The organism is Rhizobium sp. BT-226 (genome assembly GCF_025847085.2).
GTDB classification, from domain to species: domain Bacteria; phylum Pseudomonadota; class Alphaproteobacteria; order Rhizobiales; family Rhizobiaceae; genus Rhizobium; species Rhizobium sophorae.
In genome coordinates this window covers 1672415-1690470 of record NZ_JAOYTI010000002.1, presented here as the reverse complement: position 1 = coordinate 1690470, position 18056 = coordinate 1672415, and the positions used below count along the sequence as shown (strand labels likewise).

At 60.3% G+C, this 18056-nt stretch carries 20 protein-coding genes and 1 tRNA gene; 6 read left to right on the top strand and 15 right to left on the bottom strand.

The genetic code is table 11. The features are described from left to right. Positions 1-30: 30 nt before the first annotated feature. Entirely contained in the window at positions 31-1320 is a 1290-nt protein-coding gene (locus OIU37_RS18630) for a hypothetical protein (protein ID WP_264258313.1), read from the bottom strand. Between the two features lie 2 nt (positions 1321-1322). After that, on the bottom strand, positions 1323-2372 hold the full coding sequence (locus OIU37_RS18625) for a glycoside hydrolase family 5 protein (RefSeq protein ID WP_264258312.1): 1050 nt from the start codon (positions 2370-2372) through the stop codon (positions 1323-1325). A 135-nt stretch (positions 2373-2507) separates the two neighbouring features. Here OIU37_RS18625 and OIU37_RS18620 point away from each other — a divergent pair, with 135 nt between their 5' ends. Further along, positions 2508-4115, top strand: a complete 1608-nt coding sequence (locus OIU37_RS18620; protein WP_264258311.1) for a GumC family protein — start codon at positions 2508-2510, stop codon at positions 4113-4115. 61 nt (positions 4116-4176) lie between these two features. Beyond that, positions 4177-4509: a hypothetical protein gene (locus OIU37_RS18615; RefSeq protein ID WP_180694102.1), complete on the top strand. Its 333-nt coding sequence runs from the start codon at positions 4177-4179 to the stop codon at positions 4507-4509. A gap of 40 nt (positions 4510-4549) precedes the next feature. Here the strand turns inward: OIU37_RS18615 and OIU37_RS18610 are convergent, their stop codons facing one another. The 12 genes from OIU37_RS18610 to OIU37_RS18555 all read right to left on the bottom strand — a co-directional run bounded on the left by OIU37_RS18610 (position 4550) and on the right by OIU37_RS18555 (position 15113). Beyond that, on the bottom strand, positions 4550-5707 hold the full coding sequence (locus OIU37_RS18610) for a class I SAM-dependent methyltransferase (RefSeq protein WP_264258309.1): 1158 nt from the start codon (positions 5705-5707) through the stop codon (positions 4550-4552). Further along, a complete protein-coding gene (locus OIU37_RS18605) occupies positions 5704-6564 on the bottom strand; it encodes a phytanoyl-CoA dioxygenase family protein (RefSeq protein ID WP_264258307.1) in 861 nt (286 codons plus the stop codon). The genes OIU37_RS18610 and OIU37_RS18605 overlap by 4 nt, the downstream gene beginning before the upstream one ends. Next, a complete protein-coding gene (locus OIU37_RS18600) occupies positions 6561-7286 on the bottom strand; it encodes a WbqC family protein (RefSeq protein ID WP_180694098.1) in 726 nt (241 codons plus the stop codon). The genes OIU37_RS18605 and OIU37_RS18600 overlap by 4 nt, the downstream gene beginning before the upstream one ends. Position 7287: 1 nt before the next feature. Continuing rightward, entirely contained in the window at positions 7288-7827 is a 540-nt protein-coding gene (locus tag OIU37_RS18595) for a GNAT family N-acetyltransferase (protein WP_246812963.1), read from the bottom strand. Positions 7828-7870: 43 nt separating this feature from the next. Beyond that, positions 7871-9007, bottom strand: coding sequence for a DegT/DnrJ/EryC1/StrS family aminotransferase (locus OIU37_RS18590; protein WP_264258304.1), 1137 nt, complete (start codon positions 9005-9007; stop codon positions 7871-7873). A gap of 103 nt (positions 9008-9110) precedes the next feature. After that, a complete protein-coding gene (locus tag OIU37_RS18585; protein WP_264258301.1) occupies positions 9111-10358 on the bottom strand; it encodes a glycosyltransferase family 2 protein in 1248 nt (415 codons plus the stop codon). Next, a complete protein-coding gene (gene rfbC / locus OIU37_RS18580) occupies positions 10355-10897 on the bottom strand; it encodes a dTDP-4-dehydrorhamnose 3,5-epimerase (protein ID WP_180694093.1) in 543 nt (180 codons plus the stop codon). Before rfbC ends, OIU37_RS18585 begins: the two co-directional genes overlap by 4 nt. Beyond that, positions 10894-12129 carry a class I SAM-dependent methyltransferase gene (locus tag OIU37_RS18575; protein ID WP_264258298.1) on the bottom strand — a complete coding sequence of 412 codons (1236 nt, stop codon included), beginning with the start codon at positions 12127-12129 and terminating at the stop codon, positions 10894-10896. Before OIU37_RS18575 ends, rfbC begins: the two co-directional genes overlap by 4 nt. Next, a complete protein-coding gene (rfbG, locus tag OIU37_RS18570) occupies positions 12126-13190 on the bottom strand; it encodes a CDP-glucose 4,6-dehydratase (RefSeq protein ID WP_264258501.1) in 1065 nt (354 codons plus the stop codon). Before rfbG ends, OIU37_RS18575 begins: the two co-directional genes overlap by 4 nt. Continuing rightward, the gene (rfbF, locus tag OIU37_RS18565) at positions 13181-13954 is read right to left on the bottom strand and encodes a glucose-1-phosphate cytidylyltransferase (RefSeq protein WP_180694090.1); all 774 of its coding nucleotides are present in this window, start codon (positions 13952-13954) and stop codon (positions 13181-13183) included. Before rfbF ends, rfbG begins: the two co-directional genes overlap by 10 nt. 545 nt (positions 13955-14499) lie before the next feature. Next, positions 14500-14790, bottom strand: coding sequence for a poly(hydroxyalkanoate) granule-associated protein (locus OIU37_RS18560; protein ID WP_319004740.1), 291 nt, complete (start codon positions 14788-14790; stop codon positions 14500-14502). A gap of 236 nt (positions 14791-15026) precedes the next feature. Then, positions 15027-15113, bottom strand: a tRNA-Leu gene (locus OIU37_RS18555). A gap of 168 nt (positions 15114-15281) precedes the next feature. On the opposite strand from OIU37_RS18555, the gene OIU37_RS18550 reads away from it, so the two are divergent. Continuing rightward, positions 15282-15704 carry a BA14K family protein gene (locus OIU37_RS18550; RefSeq protein ID WP_182209019.1) on the top strand — a complete coding sequence of 141 codons (423 nt, stop codon included), beginning with the start codon at positions 15282-15284 and terminating at the stop codon, positions 15702-15704. 4 nt (positions 15705-15708) lie between these two features. Here OIU37_RS18550 and OIU37_RS18545 read toward each other — a convergent pair whose 3' ends face one another. Beyond that, on the bottom strand, positions 15709-16002 hold the full coding sequence (locus OIU37_RS18545) for a SelT/SelW/SelH family protein (RefSeq protein WP_003544579.1): 294 nt from the start codon (positions 16000-16002) through the stop codon (positions 15709-15711). Between the two features lie 89 nt (positions 16003-16091). Here OIU37_RS18545 and OIU37_RS18540 point away from each other — a divergent pair, with 89 nt between their 5' ends. The 3 genes from OIU37_RS18540 (at position 16092) to OIU37_RS18530 (ending at position 17970) form a co-directional block, all read left to right on the top strand. Beyond that, positions 16092-16868 (top strand): type 1 glutamine amidotransferase, encoded by a 777-nt coding sequence (locus OIU37_RS18540; protein ID WP_264258289.1) that lies wholly within the window; start codon positions 16092-16094, stop codon positions 16866-16868. 11 nt (positions 16869-16879) lie between these two features. Beyond that, positions 16880-17428: a sugar O-acetyltransferase gene (locus tag OIU37_RS18535; RefSeq protein WP_264258287.1), complete on the top strand. Its 549-nt coding sequence runs from the start codon at positions 16880-16882 to the stop codon at positions 17426-17428. A gap of 89 nt (positions 17429-17517) precedes the next feature. Continuing rightward, a complete protein-coding gene (locus OIU37_RS18530; protein ID WP_180694086.1) occupies positions 17518-17970 on the top strand; it encodes a GFA family protein in 453 nt (150 codons plus the stop codon). Positions 17971-18056 lie beyond the last annotated feature (86 nt).

The following is an 18056-nucleotide window of genomic DNA, read 5'->3' as shown; positions in this document are numbered from 1 at the left end:
TAGGGCTCGCGCGGCGAGGTGCCGCTGCGGTCAACTTACATCTGCCGGACGACCCTGCCGGATGCGCGGGCTGTCGTGGAAACGCATATATCCGACGACGAACCACAGGAGACCGGCAATCTTCATCGAGAAGACCGCCGTTCCTCCGATCATCATATTCAGAAAAATGAAAAGAGAAAGTGAATGGGCGCAGCGCCGCTGCGCCGCCGTGCGCCCGGCGGGAAAAAGGCAGACGAACAGCCACAGGGCGATGACGCCGAAGATTGTCGCCGCATAGATCAGGTAGACATAGCCGCTGTCGGCGAATTCGGCGACCCGGTCGACCGAAAGCCCAAGGACGGCGAGCGGATCGAGCTCCATGATCTTCTTCATCGTCAGGTTGATGCGGCCGGTGAAGTTGTCGCCGGTCGCGTTGGGTTTCAGGACGTAGACGAGGAAGCCCGCGGCGACGATCAGCGGCATCAGCGCCAGATTGAAATTCTTCGGGATCTTCGGAAAGACGAAATAGCCGACGATGCAGGCAAAGCAGAAGATCAGCATCGTGCGCGTGTCGTTCGTCACCAGGATCAGTACGGCCGTACCGATCATCAGCAGCCGGTCCCAGCGGCTGAGCTTTTCCCACATGGAAATCAGGTAGACGGCGATCACGCCGCAGAAATTGGCAAGCGACACCTGCTCGAGAAAGATTGAGGAGGAACGGTGGTCGATGATGCCGAAGGAGAAGCGCTCGGGAAAGCCAAGCGCGTTCTGAAACAGGCCCGTCGTATTGTAGCTCAGCGGCAGCAGCCCGCGCGTATTGGCGAAATAATCGGACGGATGGACAATGCTGACATAGAACGGCACGCTGACGATCTCGAAGATCAGGAAGATCAGGACGGCAAGGCTTGCCCAGCGAAAGGCGAGCTTCATGGTTTTCTCATTGCTCCAGCCGCCGAGCCCGGTAAAGCAGAAGATGATCAGCACGTTGCGGAAGTGATCGATGAACAGCATGCGGTTGAGCACGCTGACATAAATGGTCACGATGAGCGTGAACAGCAGGAACAGGAAGGCCGGAAGGTCGGTCTCGTAGATCCCCTTGTGCAGGATATAGATGATGGCGCTCGCCATGATCAGGCCTTCGCTGGCGGCGACATGCGTCATCGACAGCGGCACGATGTTGTGGTTGATGAAGGCGAGAATGCCGTTGTAGAGCACGGAGAGCAGGCCAAGCCAGAGCACCGTATGATCGGTACGCGATGCCTCGTGGACGGCATCGAGCCGGTTGCCGGCCACGGTGCCGGCTACAGTGAATGTTGCTGTCCTCTGATCGACCACCGCCATCCTCATTTCCCCGCAGGCTTGACGGCGGAGCAAGTGCCGGCACCGGCTTTTGCGACCTCGGCAAGAAGCCGCATCTGCGGCCGCTCAGGACCCTTGTGCGGCTGGACGTTGAACGGCTCGTTCGCCGGCCACCAATCGCCGGCCGCCCAATAGGACCAGCCGAGCCAGACGTCGCTGTTATCAGACATGGTGGCATAGATCTTCGTCAGCCCGCTCATGCAGTCCCTGTCGGTGGAGGCGCCGAATTCGCCGAGGAAGCCGCGCTTGTGGTTCCGTTTGAGCCAGGCGGTCACGCCGGCGATCGCCTCGACCGCGGCGTCAGCGCCTTCGCAGGTCGGATGAGTTCCGGAAGAATCGATATCGAGATACTGGTGGACCTCGAAGGCGTAGAAGTCGAGCGGATCGCGCACGCCGAGCATGATGGTGCCGTTGGCGCCGCCGATCACATCTTTTTCCCAGCTGTGAGCCCCGCTCCATGCAGTGCCCGGCACGAGAATGAGATTGCGCGCGCCCGCCGCGCGGATGCTCCGGATGGCCGTATTGGCGGCATCGAGCCAGTCCGTCGCCTTGATGTCGTGCGGCTCGTTCATCAGGCCGAAAAGAATGCCCTCCTGGTTGGCGAATTCGACGGCGAGTCTCGCCCAGAAATCGGCGAAGGCGGAGTCCGTCGCCGGCGCCGTGCTGACCTGCACCTTGTCGTAATAGCCGAAATTATGCGGATCGAGCAGAACGGCCATGCCGTGCTTGCGGATCAGGCCGACGGTATCTTTGATCCGCTTGAGCTCGTCATCGTCGAGCCGCCCGCCAAGTGCGGGCTGCAGCCGTTCCCAGCGGAAGGGCAGCCGGATGATCGTCATGCCCTTTTCGGCGAAATAGCCAATCGTGTCTTCGCTCGGGTAGGTATAGTTGGTACCGTAGATGCCGTCGCGTTCGCCATATTCGCCGCCGGACAAATTGACGCCACGGTAGCAGGGCGCTTCAGTCGCAAGGGCCGGCGACGCGATCAGAGCGGCGGCAAGCAGCAGCGCTGTCAGATGTCGTGTCGTCTTCATGGGCATCCTCGCTATCGCGGCAAATCGCAACATCGGCGTCGCTGAGCTTATCTTAACGGTCCGTTAGCTAAGAATTTCTAAAGTATCGGCACCTCGGCTTCAGTCTTTCACGCTGGGCAGGACACGAGTGCGCGTATGAACCAGTATGACAGGAACAGGGTAAGCCGGCTCCCTGGCTGGCGCAGTTTTGAGCCATCTCAGACTGCGCCGGAAGGCGTGCGAATGCGCAGTCCTGTCGTCCGCCCGGATGATTTCGTCCGGCCATCGCCCGAACCCGTCCCGCCCCCCTTCGTGCCGCCGGCAAGCCTTGCGGAAACCCGCCCATATGAGCGCCCGGCGCCTCCGCCTGAAAAACAGCCTGTCGTGGATGCGCGGCCGAAGGCAGAGCCCGCGTCTGCCGCACCGCTTCTCGACCTCCGCTCGAGTATCGCCGCGATCTGGAGCCGGCGGCTGATCGTCTTTGGCCTGGCGCTTCTTGGAGCCCTCGCCGGTGGGGCGCTGGCGCCGCTCATCGCCCAGAAATTCACCGCCGTCAGCAGTCTCTATTTCGATCCGCGCCAGATCGGCCTTGCCGATGCCGGCGCGCAATCGTCGGGGCCCTCGCCGGAAATGATCTCGGCTCTGATCGACAGCCAAGTGCAGATATTGACCTCGGGCAATGTGCTCCGCCGCGTCGTCGAGGCCATGAAGCTCGACCAGGATCCCGAATTCACCGGCGGCCGGACGGATGGCGCTGCCGTGATCGGCACTCTGCAGAAGGCGCTGGTCATCACCCGTGAGGCCAGCACCTATGTCGTCTCGCTTGCTGCCACGACCAACGATCCCGAAAAATCCGCAAGGCTTGCCAACCAGGTCGTCACCTCCTTCACCGAGGAGGAGAACAGCGCTTCGAACGGCATTTACGAAAACACCTCCACGACGCTCGACGGACGCCTCAACGATTTGCGCCAGAAGGTGCTGGAGGCCGAACAGGCCGTCGAGACCTTCCGCGCCGACAATGACATGGCCGCGACCGAGGGCAATCTGATTTCCGACCAGCGGCTCGTTTCGCTGAACACGATGCTGGTGACGGCGCAGGAAAAGACCATCCAGGCGAAGACGCGCGCCGATGCCGTCGCCAATCTCCGCGTCGAGGACATCGTCGCCGGCAACCAGACGGAGGGCGGCGTCACCTCGCCGCTCGTCAGCCTGCGTCAGCAATATGCTACCCAGGCCGCCGCCGTCGGTAGCCTCGAAAGCCAGATGGGCACGCGTCATCCGCGCCTGCAGGCGGCCCGCTCGTCGCTGCAGAGCATATCAGGCGAAATCAGGGGCGAATTGCAGCGTCTCGCCACATCGGCAAGGGGCGAATACGAGCAGGCTAAGGCCGCCGAGGACAGCATCGCCAAGGAGCTTGCCGTGCAGAAGGCGCTGCACGCCAGTTCGTCGGACAAGCAGGTGGAATTGAACGAATTGCAGCGCAAGGCGACTGCGGCGCGCGATATTTACGAGACGGTGCTGAAACGCTCCAGCCAGACGAGCGAGGAGCAGAACCTCAACCAGAGTAACATTCGCGTCATCTCGCCGGCCGAACCGCCGGTCAAGGCCGACGGTCCGGGAAAGAAAATCCTGCTGGTCGCCGGCGTCATCGGCGGTTTTCTTGCCGGTTTTGTCGTCGGCGCCGGCTTTGCGATCCTTGCCGGCCTCTTCGGTCATCCCGTGATCAGAAGTTATTTCAGGAAACCGCCCGCTGCGGCAACTTGATGACGATGCTGAGCTTTCCTACATCGTCAGAGCGGCCACCAACGCCGGCAGGAGAGTTGCCATGCGGCTTGTGATGATGCTTCCGATATTGCTCGTTGCCGTGTCCGGCCTTGCGCCCTCGTCCGCGCTTGCCGTCGACTGGACGAAATCGGTCGATTCGGGCGTTCAACCCCTCTATCCCTACAAGGGTCTTCCCGGCGTCAAGGCGCAGCCGGACAAGAAGGAGGAGGAATCCTACAATTGCCGCACGCAAACCGTCCAGGTCCGCCGTCGTTATGACGAGATCTTCCGCTCGGGCGGCATGCCGACGCTGATGTATGTCTGCGAACGCGACGGCTTCGTTACCTCGGGTGGCAAAGTTCCGCTCCGCGGTCACTACCAGCCGGTGCGGTGAGGCCGGCGACGGGGTCGGGCCTGTTGCCGATCTGTTTGTTTCAGGCCTCCAGCCAGACCAATTCCAGCCCGGGCCTCTGCAGATAGGGCATGCTGCCGATCGCGGCGCGGGCCTTGAGAGGATTAAGGCCGATGAACAGCGCTTCCGCGTCGTGCGCCAATGCCGCCGGCGCAATCACTGGATGGCCGAAATGTTCGGTGTTCTGCAGCCCCGGATTCTGGTCGAGGAACGCAGTCACCGCAACATGTTCGCCGATACGGCTACAGATCCAGCTCCCATAAGCGCCAGCCCCGTAAATCGCCGCCCTCTTCCCGGAGAGCCGCCTTGCGGCATCGTCGAGATGCAAGGTGGCTTTCGTCCAGAAGTCGCAGATCTCGCGGGCGCGCGCCACCGCTTCGGCGACCGCCTCTCGATCCTCGAAGAGTGCGACAGGCACCGCGCACTTCTCCGCAACGGCAAAGAAGGCCCCGGGAAAAGAAGTGTCATCGATCGTCTTCAGCGTAAAGCCTGCGGCGGCGGCGGCGTAGCGAAGCGAGGCATGGCTGAAGTGGTTGAGGTGATCCGCAACAGTCATATCACCCGGATTGGCCGAAACGTTGGGCAGCGACAGAAGCAACAGACCGCCCGGCCGCAGCAGCGCACCGATATCACGGATGAAGCCGACGGGATCGGCTACATGCTCGATCACGAAGTGGCTCATCGCGGCGTCGAAGAAGCCTTTCCAGCTCTCGGGTGCGTTGTAGATGGCCTGCGCGTCAGCTGGCACCCAACCTTGCCAGGCGGCCTGGTAGTCAGCGCTAACGTCAAAGACGTGCGCCTTTAGATCCGGACGCACTACGGTCATCTTGCGGAGTGTATCGGCCTTTGCCGCCCCGTAATCCAGCAGCGTTGCGCCCGCAGGCAGGTCAAGCAACCGCAGCGAGATATCTGTCTGGTGATCGGTTCGGTAGATGACGGAGCCATCGGGCTTCACCGCGAAAATCTGGTCGTGATTGTCGCTGTTCAGCGAGATGCGGTAGCCGGTGTCGTAGAATGCCTGGATATCCGGAATGTCGTCGCATTGTGCGTGGCCGCAGCCGTCGCATATGAAGACGCGCGTCGGAATATCCAGAAACGTCATGATGGATGTGAGAGCTGGCGCCGGCGTTTCATAGGCCGGCGTCGCGATCACTCCACCGCAAACGCGGCAGTTTTTCATGCAGCTTCCTCGCGCGTCGCAACGAGCTCAGGCAGAACGACCTTGAAGTCGACGCCTGCCATGAAGGAGCCCTGCCAACCGATGCGGATGCCGAGCGGGTCCGCATAGTTGAAGAAGCGGAACTGGATGCTCCAGCGCGGCATCTTGGAAACATTATGGCCCGACTGATGCAGCGTGAGGAAATCCATGAGGACGAGATCGCCGGGATTCGTCAGCGGCGCGACATGCTTATAACGGGCGAGCCTCTCTTCGGCACGGTCGAGATGCAATGCATATGCACCGGTCTTGCTGGCGCCTGCGTCGTCGGAATAGACCGGAACGAGGCCTTCGGCATGCGAACCTTCGGCGATCTGAACCGGGCCCATGTCCTCGCTCATCGGCAGAAGCGGCGTCCAGAAGACGATGCCATCGACGCTGCGAAGTTGCGAAGGAAATTCCTGGTGCCACTGTGCGCGGAATTTTTCTTCGCCGGGATTGTCGATGCGCATGCCGTAGCCAGTGGTGGTGATGCCCGGCACGCTGCCAGGACGAAGCCGCTGGAAGATGTCTTCGTTACCTGCGTCGGAGACCAGACGCAGGAAAGCCGGAATATGCTTGATGGCGTCGTAGATTTCGCCGCCCCAGGCGCGGTTCTGAGCAATGACCTGCGGATAGGCGATGGTCATGGCATCGAAGGCGGTGTCGGTCGGTGCATCGATATTGTACTTCTTGCAGACGAACTCGACGATCTTGCGGATGCCTTCATGAATCGGCGCGATGAAAGTTGCCGGGTCGTAAAATTGCTTGAGAAGGATATAACCTTTCGAAGCGAATTCCTCTGCTGCATTGTCGGGCACGTTTTTATTGATCATTGTCATGATGTTACCGTTTCCTCCTTCAGGAAGTCTTGCCACGCGACGGTGGCCGGGATGAGACAGTTACGCGCCTCTGGACCCATTCGTGCGATAAGGTCTAGGATCGACACATAAGGTGTTGACGCACCTCCCGGCTGGGGCCATGTCGTCCGGCTGTAGTTCATGTATTTGACCTGCACGCCTTCAGCGTCGAATACGTTGTGGTCGAGATAGTTGGCTGCTCCGTGGCCCGTCAGATATGCATCACCACCGGCGTGCAGGACGATATCGAGAACGCGCCGCCAGGATGTGCCGGGAATTTCCATATCGCTTGTCCTGGAAATCTTGCGATTGGGGCCGATGCCCATGTAGCGGGCTGGCTCTTCGATGCTGGCGATCAAAAGATCGATCAGCGAAGACTGGTTGTAGGCCGTATCAAATATGGACAGTGCATCATTGATATAGGGGGCTCCCAGCAGGGATTGGCGCAGAAGTTCGCGATGGCTTTTTTTCCAGTCGTCGCCAACTGCCTGCAGTTCGGAGATTTTTTGAAACGTACCCTTCCCCGCAAGAGGAACTGTCATCCAGCAGCGGTCGCTACCGCGCAGAAGCTGTATCCGGTTGGTAAAGCTACCCTTCGAGAACTGGATGTCGTCGAGATAAATATAGCTGTCAGCCAGCATCAACTGCTCGAAGAAACCCGGCCAGGGAAAGAGCATCGGTTGGGTGATGACGACGGTTGTCATGTCATTCCCCACCTAGTACGCATTCGAGCAGGAACACGTTGTATAACTTGCCCTTGCTGTCGGTAAAATGGTTCTCAAGCGTCCCGACAAGGCGATAACCGACAGACAGGTGGGCACGGAGTGCAGCGAAGTTGTCGGCCCGCACCTCAGACAGCAGTTTGATGAGGCCGAGTTCGTCCCCGGCAACCTTGATGAGTTCACGCAGGGCCGCTTGGCCGAGGCCCCTTTTGCGCGCTTTTGCTGCAAGGCAGATACCGCCATAGCCTGTCCGGTTCTTGCGATGGACACTGTTGACCTGGATAAACCCTACGGCCTCCCCACAGGCGGTATCGACAATAATCCGGAACATGCCGCCGATCTCAGCTTTCCGGCGCGCCACCCAAGCACGCAGCGTGGTCTCATCAAGACCGTCAGGGATTGTGAGCAACAAAGCCTGCAAAGACAGGTCGCGCCGCATTTCGAAAAGCTGCGGTAAATGCTCTTCAGCAATATCTCTGAAAGTGATCACGGGAGAAGGCGCTATAACCAAAGGTGGATTCATGGCATGAGCCCTCATTGCGAAATGACTGAGCACGTGCCGCATTTCATGCCGATTGCCGGACGCGGCTGGCGCCGCGTACTGCGGCAACAAGGACATCGGCGACACGGTCGATGTCCGCTTCGCTCATATCATGATAGCTTGGCAGATTGATCGCGCGTTCCGGAATGCTCCAGGCGTTGACATTTTCCGGTCGGTCTTCGAACATCGAAAGGCTGGAAAGCGGATGGAAGAAGACACGCGCGTCGATGTCGGCTGCGTTGAACGCAGCCTGAAGTATCTCGCGCGAGACGCCGGTTGCGGGATGAAATACGGCAGTCGGCATCCAGGCTCCATTCAGTGTACCCGTGTATTCTGGATTCATGCTGATGCCGTTCAACGCAGAAAGCCGGACCATATAGGAGGCGAGGATTTCGCGCTTTCGGGTGACAAGCTCTTCGATACGCTCCAGCTGGGCGCAGCCGATCGCGGCCTGGATGTTCGACATCTTATACTTGAAGCCAATGTTATCGGGCCAGAATTGCTTGGTCTGTCCGCGTGCGCGTCCATGATTGCTGAGCGTTAGAACTCTTTCGTAAAGTGCCGCGTCGCTGGTGACGAACATGCCGCCTTCGCCTGTCGTCAGCGTCTTGGTGCCATGGAAGGAAAATGTTCCGAATACGCCGATCGACCCGGCACGACGTCCGTGCCAGACCGAACCGATTGCTTCGGCTGCATCTTCGATGACAGGAACTCCGGTTCGCCGGCTGATGTTCATCAATGCGTCCATATCGCACAGATTGCCGTAGATATGCGTCGTGATGATTGCTTTCGTGCGTGGGGTTATGGCACGCTCGACTTCAAGCGGGTTGATACACCAGGTATCGGGCAGCACGTCGACCAGCACCGGCTTGGCGCCGAGATGCACGATCGGTGCAACTGTGGCAACCCAGTTCGTGTCGGCAAGAATGACCTCGTCGCCGGCCCCGACGCCGAGGGCCGACAGGCCCATATGCATGGCGCCGGTGCAGCTCGATGTCGCGATCGCATGTGTGCTGCTGCCGAGATAGGCCGCGAAATCGCGCTCGAACCGAATGATGTAGTCATAGCAACGCGCGCCCCAGCCATTGGCCGCGGCATCTGTCGCGTACCGTGTCTCAAGCTCGGTAATTGAGGGCTTTGTGTAGAAAATTCTGTTGCTCATGCCTGGTTCTCTGAATGTGCGCCCGAAACTCGCAACTGAGGCAGATTGGATCTGGTTTAACTAATGAAACTGGCGCGAGGCTTAGGCGCGCCGGTCTCCCCGCTTAGATGATCACGTGCTGGGTCAGGTCCTGCTCGCTGAAGATGAGATTGGGCTTGTAGCCAAGCCCCACGAACTGCTGATGGCGCGCCGCATCCGCCAGGAAGACAACCGTCTTCTTGAGCTGGTCGGGATTGTGCACCTTCGGCTCTGAGACCACTCTTATCTCGGTCGCCAGTCCGAGTTCGTAGAGCATCTCTTCCAGGGCCTTCTTGTCGGCCACGCCGCAGAGCATGAGATGTGTGATCCCCGCCGTTGAGGTGGCATGGTAGGCGAGTGTCTGCAGCGCCACCATCAGTGGCAGCTGATCCTTCAGGGCCGTCAACTCCGGATGGTTCGGCATGCCGCCGATCGACATGCGGGTGTAGAGTTCATAGGCTTTGATGAAGTCTTTGCGTTGCGCCCAGAAGCGGATCGCGACCGACATACGGTTCAGTGTGAAGGCTCTGCAAAGCTCCTCAAAGACCAAGCGCGACTCCTTGGTAAGAGATAGATTGCCCCGCTTCGCAGCGATATGGAGGAAGTATTCCAGCCCCCCGCGATACTTATCCCAGGATGTCATGACGTCGTCGTTGCCAGCCTGTTGCCGGTTCGGTGCGATCTTTGAAACCGCGACGGACCGGTAAAACGGTTTTGGAAGGAAGACGACGGAGCCCTGATCGAGGAAATGCGCAAGATAGGAGAAAGCCCAGAAGCAGAATTCCCGTGGAACCCAGGACGAGCGCAGGGCCGAAGCCCGATAGAGACCAATTTCAGGAAAGATGTGGCGCTCGCACACGAACTGGAAGACTTCCACGAAGCTGCGGCGGGCGAACTTTACTTCCTTTTGTATCGTGTAGAACTGATACAAATCCTGATCGTTGACTTCGTCGTAGAAATGCCAGGGTGCCTGACAAACGGAGACGTCGGGATTGGCATCCATGTATTTGACGGCTTCGATCAAGCCTTCGGGCGCTAGGAAGTCGTCATCCGCATGATAGATAGCATACTGGCCGACGGCATGATGGAAGGCGCAGATCGTGTTGGCAAGCGATCCGCCATTGGTCTCCCGCCGGTAGTAACTGATCGGAACACCCTTGGCGATGTACTCCTCCACGACCTGCGTCGTATTGTCGGTCGAGGCATTGTCCGAAATTACGACCTCATAAGGGAAATCGAACTTGTAGTGCGTCAGGAAACGGTCGAGCGCGCTTCGCAGATAGGGTTCGCGATTATAGGTTGGGATGCAGACGCTGAGTTTAATCTCGCTCAAAGGCTCGACTCCTGGCTATAACTCTCAAGCGCGGCGTCGCGCTCGCTGATGACGCTCGGCGTGAACGGCCAGGCGATGGAAAAGGCGGGGTCATTCCAGCGAACACCGCGGGCAAGCTCCGGTACGTAGACTTCCGACATCTGGTAGAAGAGCTCGCAGTCTTCTTCGAGCGTCAGGAAGCCGTGTGCGCATCCGGCAGGTATATAGAAGGCGTTGTGACTGATGGCATCGAGCTCGACGGAGGCCCATTTGAGATAGCTCGGCGAATCCGGCCTCAGATCGACCGCCACGTCGAAGACCCTGCCACGCGTGGCGCGCACCAGCTTGATCTCCGGTCGCGGCTCGGCCTGGTAATGCATGCCCCGCAGCGTCCCGCGCTTGTGGTTCTGCGAGACATTGCACTGCGGGTAGACGGGCACGAGACCCTGCGCCGCGAAGGTCTGCGCGTCGAAGGTTCGTGCGAACATTCCCCGGTCGTCGGAGCGTGCGTCGACTTCCACGACAAAGGCACCCGAAACCGCGGTCGGAACGAATTTCATCCGAGCACCGTCAGTTCCGGCACGGCGACCGCGAAGCGTCCCCCCCAGGCGCCGACCCTGCTGTTGGCTGCAACGACCTCATTCTTGATGTTCCAAGGGAGGATGAGCACGTAATCCGGCTGCGTCTCGTCCATCTTCTCCGGCGCGTAGATCGGCAGTTTGCTCCCCGGCAGGAAATGCCCCTGCTTGTGCGGATTGCGATCGACGACATATTCGATGAGATCCGTGCCGACGCCGCAGAAATTCAGCAAAGTGTTGCCCTTGGCGGCAGCGCCATAGGCGGCGACCTTCTTACCGCTGCGTTTGGCTTCCGCGAGGAAGGCGAGCAGGCCATCCTTGATCGGCGCCACGCGGCTCTGGAAGGCCTCGTAGGTCTCGACCTTGTCGAAGCCGGCGGCTACCTCGTCGGCGTGGACCTTGGCAAGGCCGTGGCCGGTTGCGTGAGCCGTGGATGTTGCGCGGCAGGCAAGCACGCGGAGACTCCCGCCATGGGTCGGCAGTTCTTCCACGTCGAACACTTTGAGGCCGTGCGCCGCGAAGACTTTTTCGACGGCAAGCAGTGACAGATAGTAGAAATGCTCGTGATAGACAGTGTCGAACTGGATGTTTTCCATTAGCCGCAGCAGATGCGGGAATTCGACGCTGACGACGCCGTCCGGCTTCAGTACGGCCGAAAGCCCGCCGACGAAATCGTTGATGTCAGGCACATGCGCCAATACGTTGTTGCCGATGACGATGTCTGCGGCGTGCCCGCGCGAGACGAGATCCTGAGCCGTCGCTGTGCCGAAGAACCGCGCTTCTGTCGGCACGCCGATGGCGCGCGCGACCTCGGCGACGTTTTCGGCCGGCTCGATACCGAGCACCGGCACGCCGGCTTCGACGAAATGCTTCAGCAGATAACCGTCATTGCTCGCGACTTCGATGACCTGCGATGTGGCGTCGAGGCCGAAACGCTGCCGTGCCATGATGGTGAACTGGCGCGCATGTTCCACCCAGCCGTCGCTATAGGAGGAGAAATAGGCATAGTGGCTGAAGATGTCCTCCGGCGGAACGAAGGCGTCGGCCTGCACCAGCCAGCATTCAGAGCAGACGAAGGCGCGCAGCGGATAGGATGGCTCGGGCAGTTTGAGCTGCTCCTCCGTCAGATAGGCATTGGCGAGCGGCGTCGATCCCAGGTCGACGAAACGCTGCTTCAGCGGGGCATCGCAAAAGCGGCAATTATGTGCTGTCATGATCCTGTTTCCTCATATGCCGCGATCTGGGCGAGCGTGAAGGCGCGCATGTCTGCGCCCTCGCGGTTGGCCTTGTACCAGGCGGCCGTCCAGTCGATCGTCTGTTGCAGGCTGAGCCGCGGGCGCCAGCCGATGGTGTCGAGCGCCAAAGCAGAACTCAAGGTAAGGGCAGGCGCTTCCGGCAGATGTTTTCCCGGCGCCGGCTTCCAGACGTCATTCACGCCATGGGCGAGGCCAAGTGCCTCTGCAAGTTCGGAAACCATCGCGAAGCTCTGCGGATCGGGACCGAAATTGAGAGCCTCGGGCAGTTCTCTCTCGCCGGCAGCTGTCAGCGCCTGGGCAAAAGCGAGATAACCGCTTAGCGGCTCCAGCACGTGCTGCCAGGGGCGGATTGCTTCGGGATAGCGCAGCAGGATCGGCTGGTTGCTTTCGAACGCGCGGATGAAATCCGGTATTAGCCGGTCTCTCGACCAGTCGCCGCCGCCGATGACGTTGCCGGCGCGCACGGTGGCGACCCTAATGTCGTGCCCATTGAAGAAGCTGTCCCGGTAGCTCTGGACGACGAGTTCGGTACAGGCTTTAGAGTTGGAGTAGGGGTCCTTGCCGCCGAGCATATCCGTCTCAACGAAAGGCACACCGCTGCCATTATTGGCATAGACCTTGTCGGAGGTGACGACGAGAACGGTCTTGACCGCGGGCGTTTCTCGCACCGCATCGAGCACGTTCGCCGTTCCCATCACATTGGTCGCGAAGGTTTCGCCAGGATTTTCGTATGAACGCCGCACCAAGGCCTGCGCTGCCATGTGAATAACGATTTCGGGCTCGAAAGCGATGAGCCGCTGCTTGAACGCCACCGCGTCGCGGATGTCGGCGATATGATGACCCTGCCCGTTCCAAGGCGAAAGCCGCAAATAGAGGGAAGGATTGGTTTCGGGCTCCAGCGAGACCGCCGTCACCTCTGCTCCGAGCTTTTCCAACCAGAGAGAAAGCCAGGATCCTTTGAATCCGGTATGTCCGGTCAGGAACACGCGCCTGCCCTTCCAGAAGTTCGTTAGGCCCATATTTTCCACGGCGCCTTTCCGGAGCTCCAGAGTTCTTCGAGCTGGTGGCGTTCGCGAAGCGTGTCCATCGGCTGCCAGAAACCGTCGTGACGGAAGGCTGCAAGCTGCTTGTTCGCCGCCAGCCATTCCAGCGGGCCGGCCTCCCATATCGTCTCGTCTCCGCCAATGAGATCGATGACCGAGGGGTCGAGAACGAAGAAGCCGCCGTTGATCCGCTGACCGTCGCCCTTCGGCTTCTCGATGAAGGCGGTCACCATGTCATTTTCGATGTTGGTGGCGCCGAAGCGGCCAGGCGGCGTCACCGCGCACATGGTTGCCTTCAGGCCATGATCGCGATGGAAGGCGAGTTCGGCGGCAATATCGATATCGCCGACGCCATCACCATAGGTCATGCAGAAAGGCTCGCCGGGTGTCAGGTGGTCGCGAATGCGCGCAATACGCCCGCCGGTCATCGAATGTATGCCGGTATCGACCACAGTCACGCGCCAGTTCGGCCGCGTGCCGCCGTGATAATTGATGCTGTTGGAGGCGAGGTCGACGGTGATGTCGTTGTGGTGCAGAACAAGGTTTACGAAATATTCCTTGATCATGTAGCCCTTGTAGCCGGCGCAGATGATGAAATTATCGAGCCCATGATGGGCATAGATGCTCATGATGTGCCAGAGGATCGGCATGCCGCCTATTTCGACCAGAGGCTTGGGTCGGATACTGGTCTCCTCGGCAAGACGAGAGCCAAGGCCACCGGCGAGAATTACGACTTTCATCCCAAGCGAACTCCAGAGTGTCTAGTCAGGTTTCCCGACCACCCACAGAGCCGCCCGGGCTCTTTACAGGCGGAACGGCCGTATGTTCATCCTTGCCCCGGTATCCGATTTCGTTCTTGTGCGAGGCTTGCGGGAGTGTCGGAACGGGCAGCCGCGCGTTTCGCAGGCCGTGCGTTGAGCAATGGAACAACGTGCCATTCGGGACATCCCGTTTGGCCGAAGGGCACGTCCTTCCAGTTTTGCGAGGGAGCCAAGCGGGCGCGATTGATCCGAACAGAAAGCGGCTGATCCTGATAGGAAAGCGTCAGATACTGCCGGCCGATTGCCCCCGGCAAAGGCCCGGCGCGTCGGCCCGAAGAAAAAAATCCCACTTCGGAATCCCGAAATTCCCCGCTTCGGGATTCCGAAATTCGCCGCCTTTCGCGGGGTGTCATCCTGGAGAAACATCCAATGATTTCAGGCCCGCAGCCAATTTCGGATTTCCGAAGTGCTATATAGACTATGGTGGGAGTTCGCTGCCGCCATACCTTGGCCGGATCGTGCGGCTAAGCCTCCAGACTGAGCTGGAGTGGAGTGTCGTCTGCCTCGGCGACCTTAGCCTTACGTTTTGTTGCCGCACGGCGTGGTCGTTTGGTGGTCTTCGGCAGAGTGTCGGAGCCTAGCTCGTCTGACTCGGCGCTGGGAAGCAGCGGGGAGGCAGCAAGCACCGCACCGGCAGAGGTCACCTCAACGACCGACCTGGAGGGAGGCATTTCAACGGCCGGCTCGGTAGCCGACACCTCGCGCGCCTTTGGCGGCTGGGGGTTACCGGCTGCGGACGTGGCGTATCGGATCATCGCAAGACTCCATTATGTTCGCTATATGTTCGCATTTGGGGGTGAGGGAGTCAATGGAGGCCGCTATCGAGAGCTGTGGGAATAAGCGTCCAGAAATCTGGATTTCGGAGAGTTCTTGGGAGCTATCGAGTGAACAGCCTCAAGCGCATCGTGGCTGGCCTTTGCTACAAGGCACCAATGCATAACTTAGCTGGAAAGGCTTAACTCCTTGATCTTGGTAGCGATCAAGAATGGAATGGTGCCCAGAAGAGGACTCGAACCTCCACACCCTTTCGGGTACCAGCACCTGAAGCTGGCGCGTCTACCAATTCCGCCATCTGGGCGACGGAGAGCGATGTAAGGGGGTGGCTCCTGACTGTCAACTGGGTTTTTGAAGTTTTTCTGACACTTGGCGAGAAAGCTGCCGATCACATGGGCGGGAGTGGCCCAAGGCGGGCATAGCGCTCCGGCTGGTCCGCCCTATATAGAGGAAATATCGAAAGGAATGCCTCATGCCCGCTCCTCGCACGCTATTGCTCGCCGGCCTTCTCGCCATTCTCACGCCTGCAGTCGCCGAGGCTGATTCGTTGAAGCTCGGCAAGCCGGGGGTCGGGCCGCTCAACACCGGATCGACGCTTTGCGATTTTCGCGGCTGCTTCGGTTTCGGGCCGCAGCAATGGCATCGTCCCGCCTATGTCCAGCCGAACTACCGGCCGCGCGGCGCGACGGGGCCGACTTATTACCAGCCGGGTGCTGCTGGCCGGCCGCAGCTGACCTATGATCCGCCGCCGGTGCAAAGGGTGCAGCCGAAGCCGCGCGACATGAACAGCCATGCCGCCTGGTGCAGCAACGAGTACCGTTCCTACAATCCGAGGACCGATCGTTTCCTCACTTATGAGGGCATCTACAAGACCTGCCGCTCGCCCTATCGCTGAGCCGTCAGCTTTCCAGCGAGGCGCGGTCGACATGGCCGAGATCGCGACCGGGCTCGACGATGTCGCGGACCCGCTGTTTCAGCTCCTTCGGCCCGGGAAAGCCGCCGTCGCGCTTGCGCTCCCAGATCAGATCGCCATTGACGCGGATCTCGAAATTGCCGCCGGTGGCGGGGATCAGCGCCACCTCACCGAGGCTGTCGGAAAAGGTGTGCAGCAGTTCCTGCGCCATCCAGCTGGCGCGCAGCAGCCAGTTGCACTGGGTGCAGTAGAGGATCGTGACACGGGCTTTTTCGGTCATGGTGATGTCCTTTCGTTTGCTGAGATTTAAGCCCTGTGGCGCGTCCGCGCAATCGCTTCGCACAAGCGTCTTGCGCGCCGTCCTCCGGCATGGTCTCTTCCCGTGGTCGGCCATACCAGGAAGAGCCTATGCGCGTCGCAGTCATCGAAAACATGCGGAATACCGGCCTTGGTGCACTTGCCGCGGCCCTCGACGAGGCAGGAGCAGAGATCGAGTGGTTCCGGGTGTGGCAGGACGGCATCCTGCCGCGAGACATATCCGGCCATGACGCGTTGGTCGTGCTCGGCGGCGAGCAGAGCGCGCTGGATGACGAAACGCATCCCTATCTGCCGGAGCTCGTCCGGCTCACGCGCCGCTTCGGCGATGCCGGCAAGGCCGTGCTCGGCATCTGCCTCGGCAGCCAGATCCTCGCCCGCGCCTATGGCGCCGAGAATCTCTTGGGCGCCGCCCGCGAATTCGGCTGGCACGAGATCGGCGTCACCGGTGAAGGCCGGGCCGATCCGCTGCTGTCGGCGCTTGGCGGCGAGTTCACCATCTTCGAATGGCATGCCGATACGTTCTCCCTGCCTGAGGGCGCCGTGCGTCTTGCCTCGAGCCCTGTTGCCGAGAACCAGGCCTTTCGTATCGGCCGCGCCGTTTATGGCACCCAGTTCCATTTCGAGGCCAATTCAGCGGTCGTCGAGCAATGGAAGGCCGAATTTCCCGACACGATCGCGCGCATTGCGCCGGGCTGGCTGGAGAACCATGCCGAACTGGCAGCAAGACACGCCGGTGCCGCCGATGCCGCGGGCCTTGCCATCGCGCGCGCCTGGGTCAGCCTGATCGATCGGCAAGAGGTCGAAATGCTGTCGCAGGCCTCGGCGTGAGGGGTGATGCGATGCCGGCGAGCGAACGCGAAAAGATGGCGGCAGGCGAATGGTATTGCTGTCTCGATGACGAGCTCGATCTCTTGCGCCGGCAGGCGCGTGCCGCGGTCCACGCGCATAACACGCTGCCGCCGGATGAGCGCGGCGCCGTCGCACCGACCCTGAGGGCGCTTTTTGCGCAGTCCGCACCCGATATCTTCATAGAAGCGCCGTTTCACTGCTCCTACGGCATCAATATCACTCTTGGCGAGCGCGTCTATTTCAATGCCGGCTGCACCATCCTCGATTCCGGCCGGGTGACCATCGGCGACCGCAGCATGTTCGGCCCCGGCGTGCAGATCTATTGCGCCGAGCATCACAAGGATCCGGCACTGCGCAGCACAGGCATCGAGATCGCCCGGCCGGTCACCATCGGCAGCGATGTCTGGATCGGCGGCAGCGCCATCGTCCTCGGCGGCATCACCATCGGCGACGGTGCGATCGTCGGCGCCGGTGCGGTGGTGACCAGGGATGTGCCGGCCGGCGCTACCATGGTCGGCAATCCGGCCTGCATCCGATAACGCCGGCAAGGCCGCCATTCCGCGATGACCTCGCACCTCGACAGCGACGAAAGCTCCGCTAGATCAGAAGGCAAAAACGGGAGGACATCATGAGCGAGCGAACTTTACCCATGGAAGGCGGCTGCCGTTGCGGCCGGGTGCGGCTGAAGATCAGTGCCCCGCCGCTGCTCACCATGGCCTGCCATTGCACGGGGTGCCAGAGGATGACATCAAGCGCCTATTCGCTGAGTGCGGCCATCCCCAGCGAAGGCTTTGAGGTGCTACAGGGCGAGCCGGTCATCGGCGGCCTGCATGGCGTCACGAAGCACTATTTCTGCCCGCATTGCATGAGCTGGATGTTCACCCGGCCGGAAGCCATGGACTGGTTCGTCAATCTGCGCGCGACCATGCTCGACGACCCCAGCTGGTTCACGCCCTTCATCGAGACATGGACGAGCGAGAAACTGTCATTCGCCGAGACCGGGGCGATATATAGCTACGAAGCGCTGCCTGAGATGGACGCGTATGAGGGACTGGTGAAGGAGTATATGGCGCGAAGTTGATCTCAGACGCCCTGGAAGAGAAAGCGCTTGTATGATGCATGACCCGAAACGTGTCATTCCGGACAGTAATTGCGTAGACGATTCAT

Coding starts and splice junctions, on each gene's coding strand:
- OIU37_RS18630 (WP_264258313.1), bottom strand. CDS start 1,320: ATGGCGGTGGTCGATCAGAGGACAGCAACATTCACTGTAGCCGGCACC.
- OIU37_RS18625 (WP_264258312.1), bottom strand. CDS start 2,372: ATGAAGACGACACGACATCTGACAGCGCTGCTGCTTGCCGCCGCTCTG.
- OIU37_RS18620 (WP_264258311.1), top strand. CDS start 2,508: ATGAACCAGTATGACAGGAACAGGGTAAGCCGGCTCCCTGGCTGGCGC.
- OIU37_RS18615 (WP_180694102.1), top strand. CDS start 4,177: ATGCGGCTTGTGATGATGCTTCCGATATTGCTCGTTGCCGTGTCCGGC.
- OIU37_RS18610 (WP_264258309.1), bottom strand. CDS start 5,707: ATGAAAAACTGCCGCGTTTGCGGTGGAGTGATCGCGACGCCGGCCTAT.
- OIU37_RS18605 (WP_264258307.1), bottom strand. CDS start 6,564: ATGACAATGATCAATAAAAACGTGCCCGACAATGCAGCAGAGGAATTC.
- OIU37_RS18600 (WP_180694098.1), bottom strand. CDS start 7,286: ATGACAACCGTCGTCATCACCCAACCGATGCTCTTTCCCTGGCCGGGT.
- OIU37_RS18595 (WP_246812963.1), bottom strand. CDS start 7,827: ATGAATCCACCTTTGGTTATAGCGCCTTCTCCCGTGATCACTTTCAGA.
- OIU37_RS18590 (WP_264258304.1), bottom strand. CDS start 9,007: ATGAGCAACAGAATTTTCTACACAAAGCCCTCAATTACCGAGCTTGAG.
- rfbC (WP_180694093.1), bottom strand. CDS start 10,897: ATGAAATTCGTTCCGACCGCGGTTTCGGGTGCCTTTGTCGTGGAAGTC.
- OIU37_RS18575 (WP_264258298.1), bottom strand. CDS start 12,129: ATGACAGCACATAATTGCCGCTTTTGCGATGCCCCGCTGAAGCAGCGT.
- rfbG (WP_264258501.1), bottom strand. CDS start 13,190: ATGGGCCTAACGAACTTCTGGAAGGGCAGGCGCGTGTTCCTGACCGGA.
- rfbF (WP_180694090.1), bottom strand. CDS start 13,954: ATGAAAGTCGTAATTCTCGCCGGTGGCCTTGGCTCTCGTCTTGCCGAG.
- OIU37_RS18560 (WP_319004740.1), bottom strand. CDS start 14,790: ATGATCCGATACGCCACGTCCGCAGCCGGTAACCCCCAGCCGCCAAAG.
- OIU37_RS18550 (WP_182209019.1), top strand. CDS start 15,282: ATGCCCGCTCCTCGCACGCTATTGCTCGCCGGCCTTCTCGCCATTCTC.
- OIU37_RS18545 (WP_003544579.1), bottom strand. CDS start 16,002: ATGACCGAAAAAGCCCGTGTCACGATCCTCTACTGCACCCAGTGCAAC.
- OIU37_RS18540 (WP_264258289.1), top strand. CDS start 16,092: ATGGTCTCTTCCCGTGGTCGGCCATACCAGGAAGAGCCTATGCGCGTC.
- OIU37_RS18535 (WP_264258287.1), top strand. CDS start 16,880: ATGCCGGCGAGCGAACGCGAAAAGATGGCGGCAGGCGAATGGTATTGC.
- OIU37_RS18530 (WP_180694086.1), top strand. CDS start 17,518: ATGAGCGAGCGAACTTTACCCATGGAAGGCGGCTGCCGTTGCGGCCGG.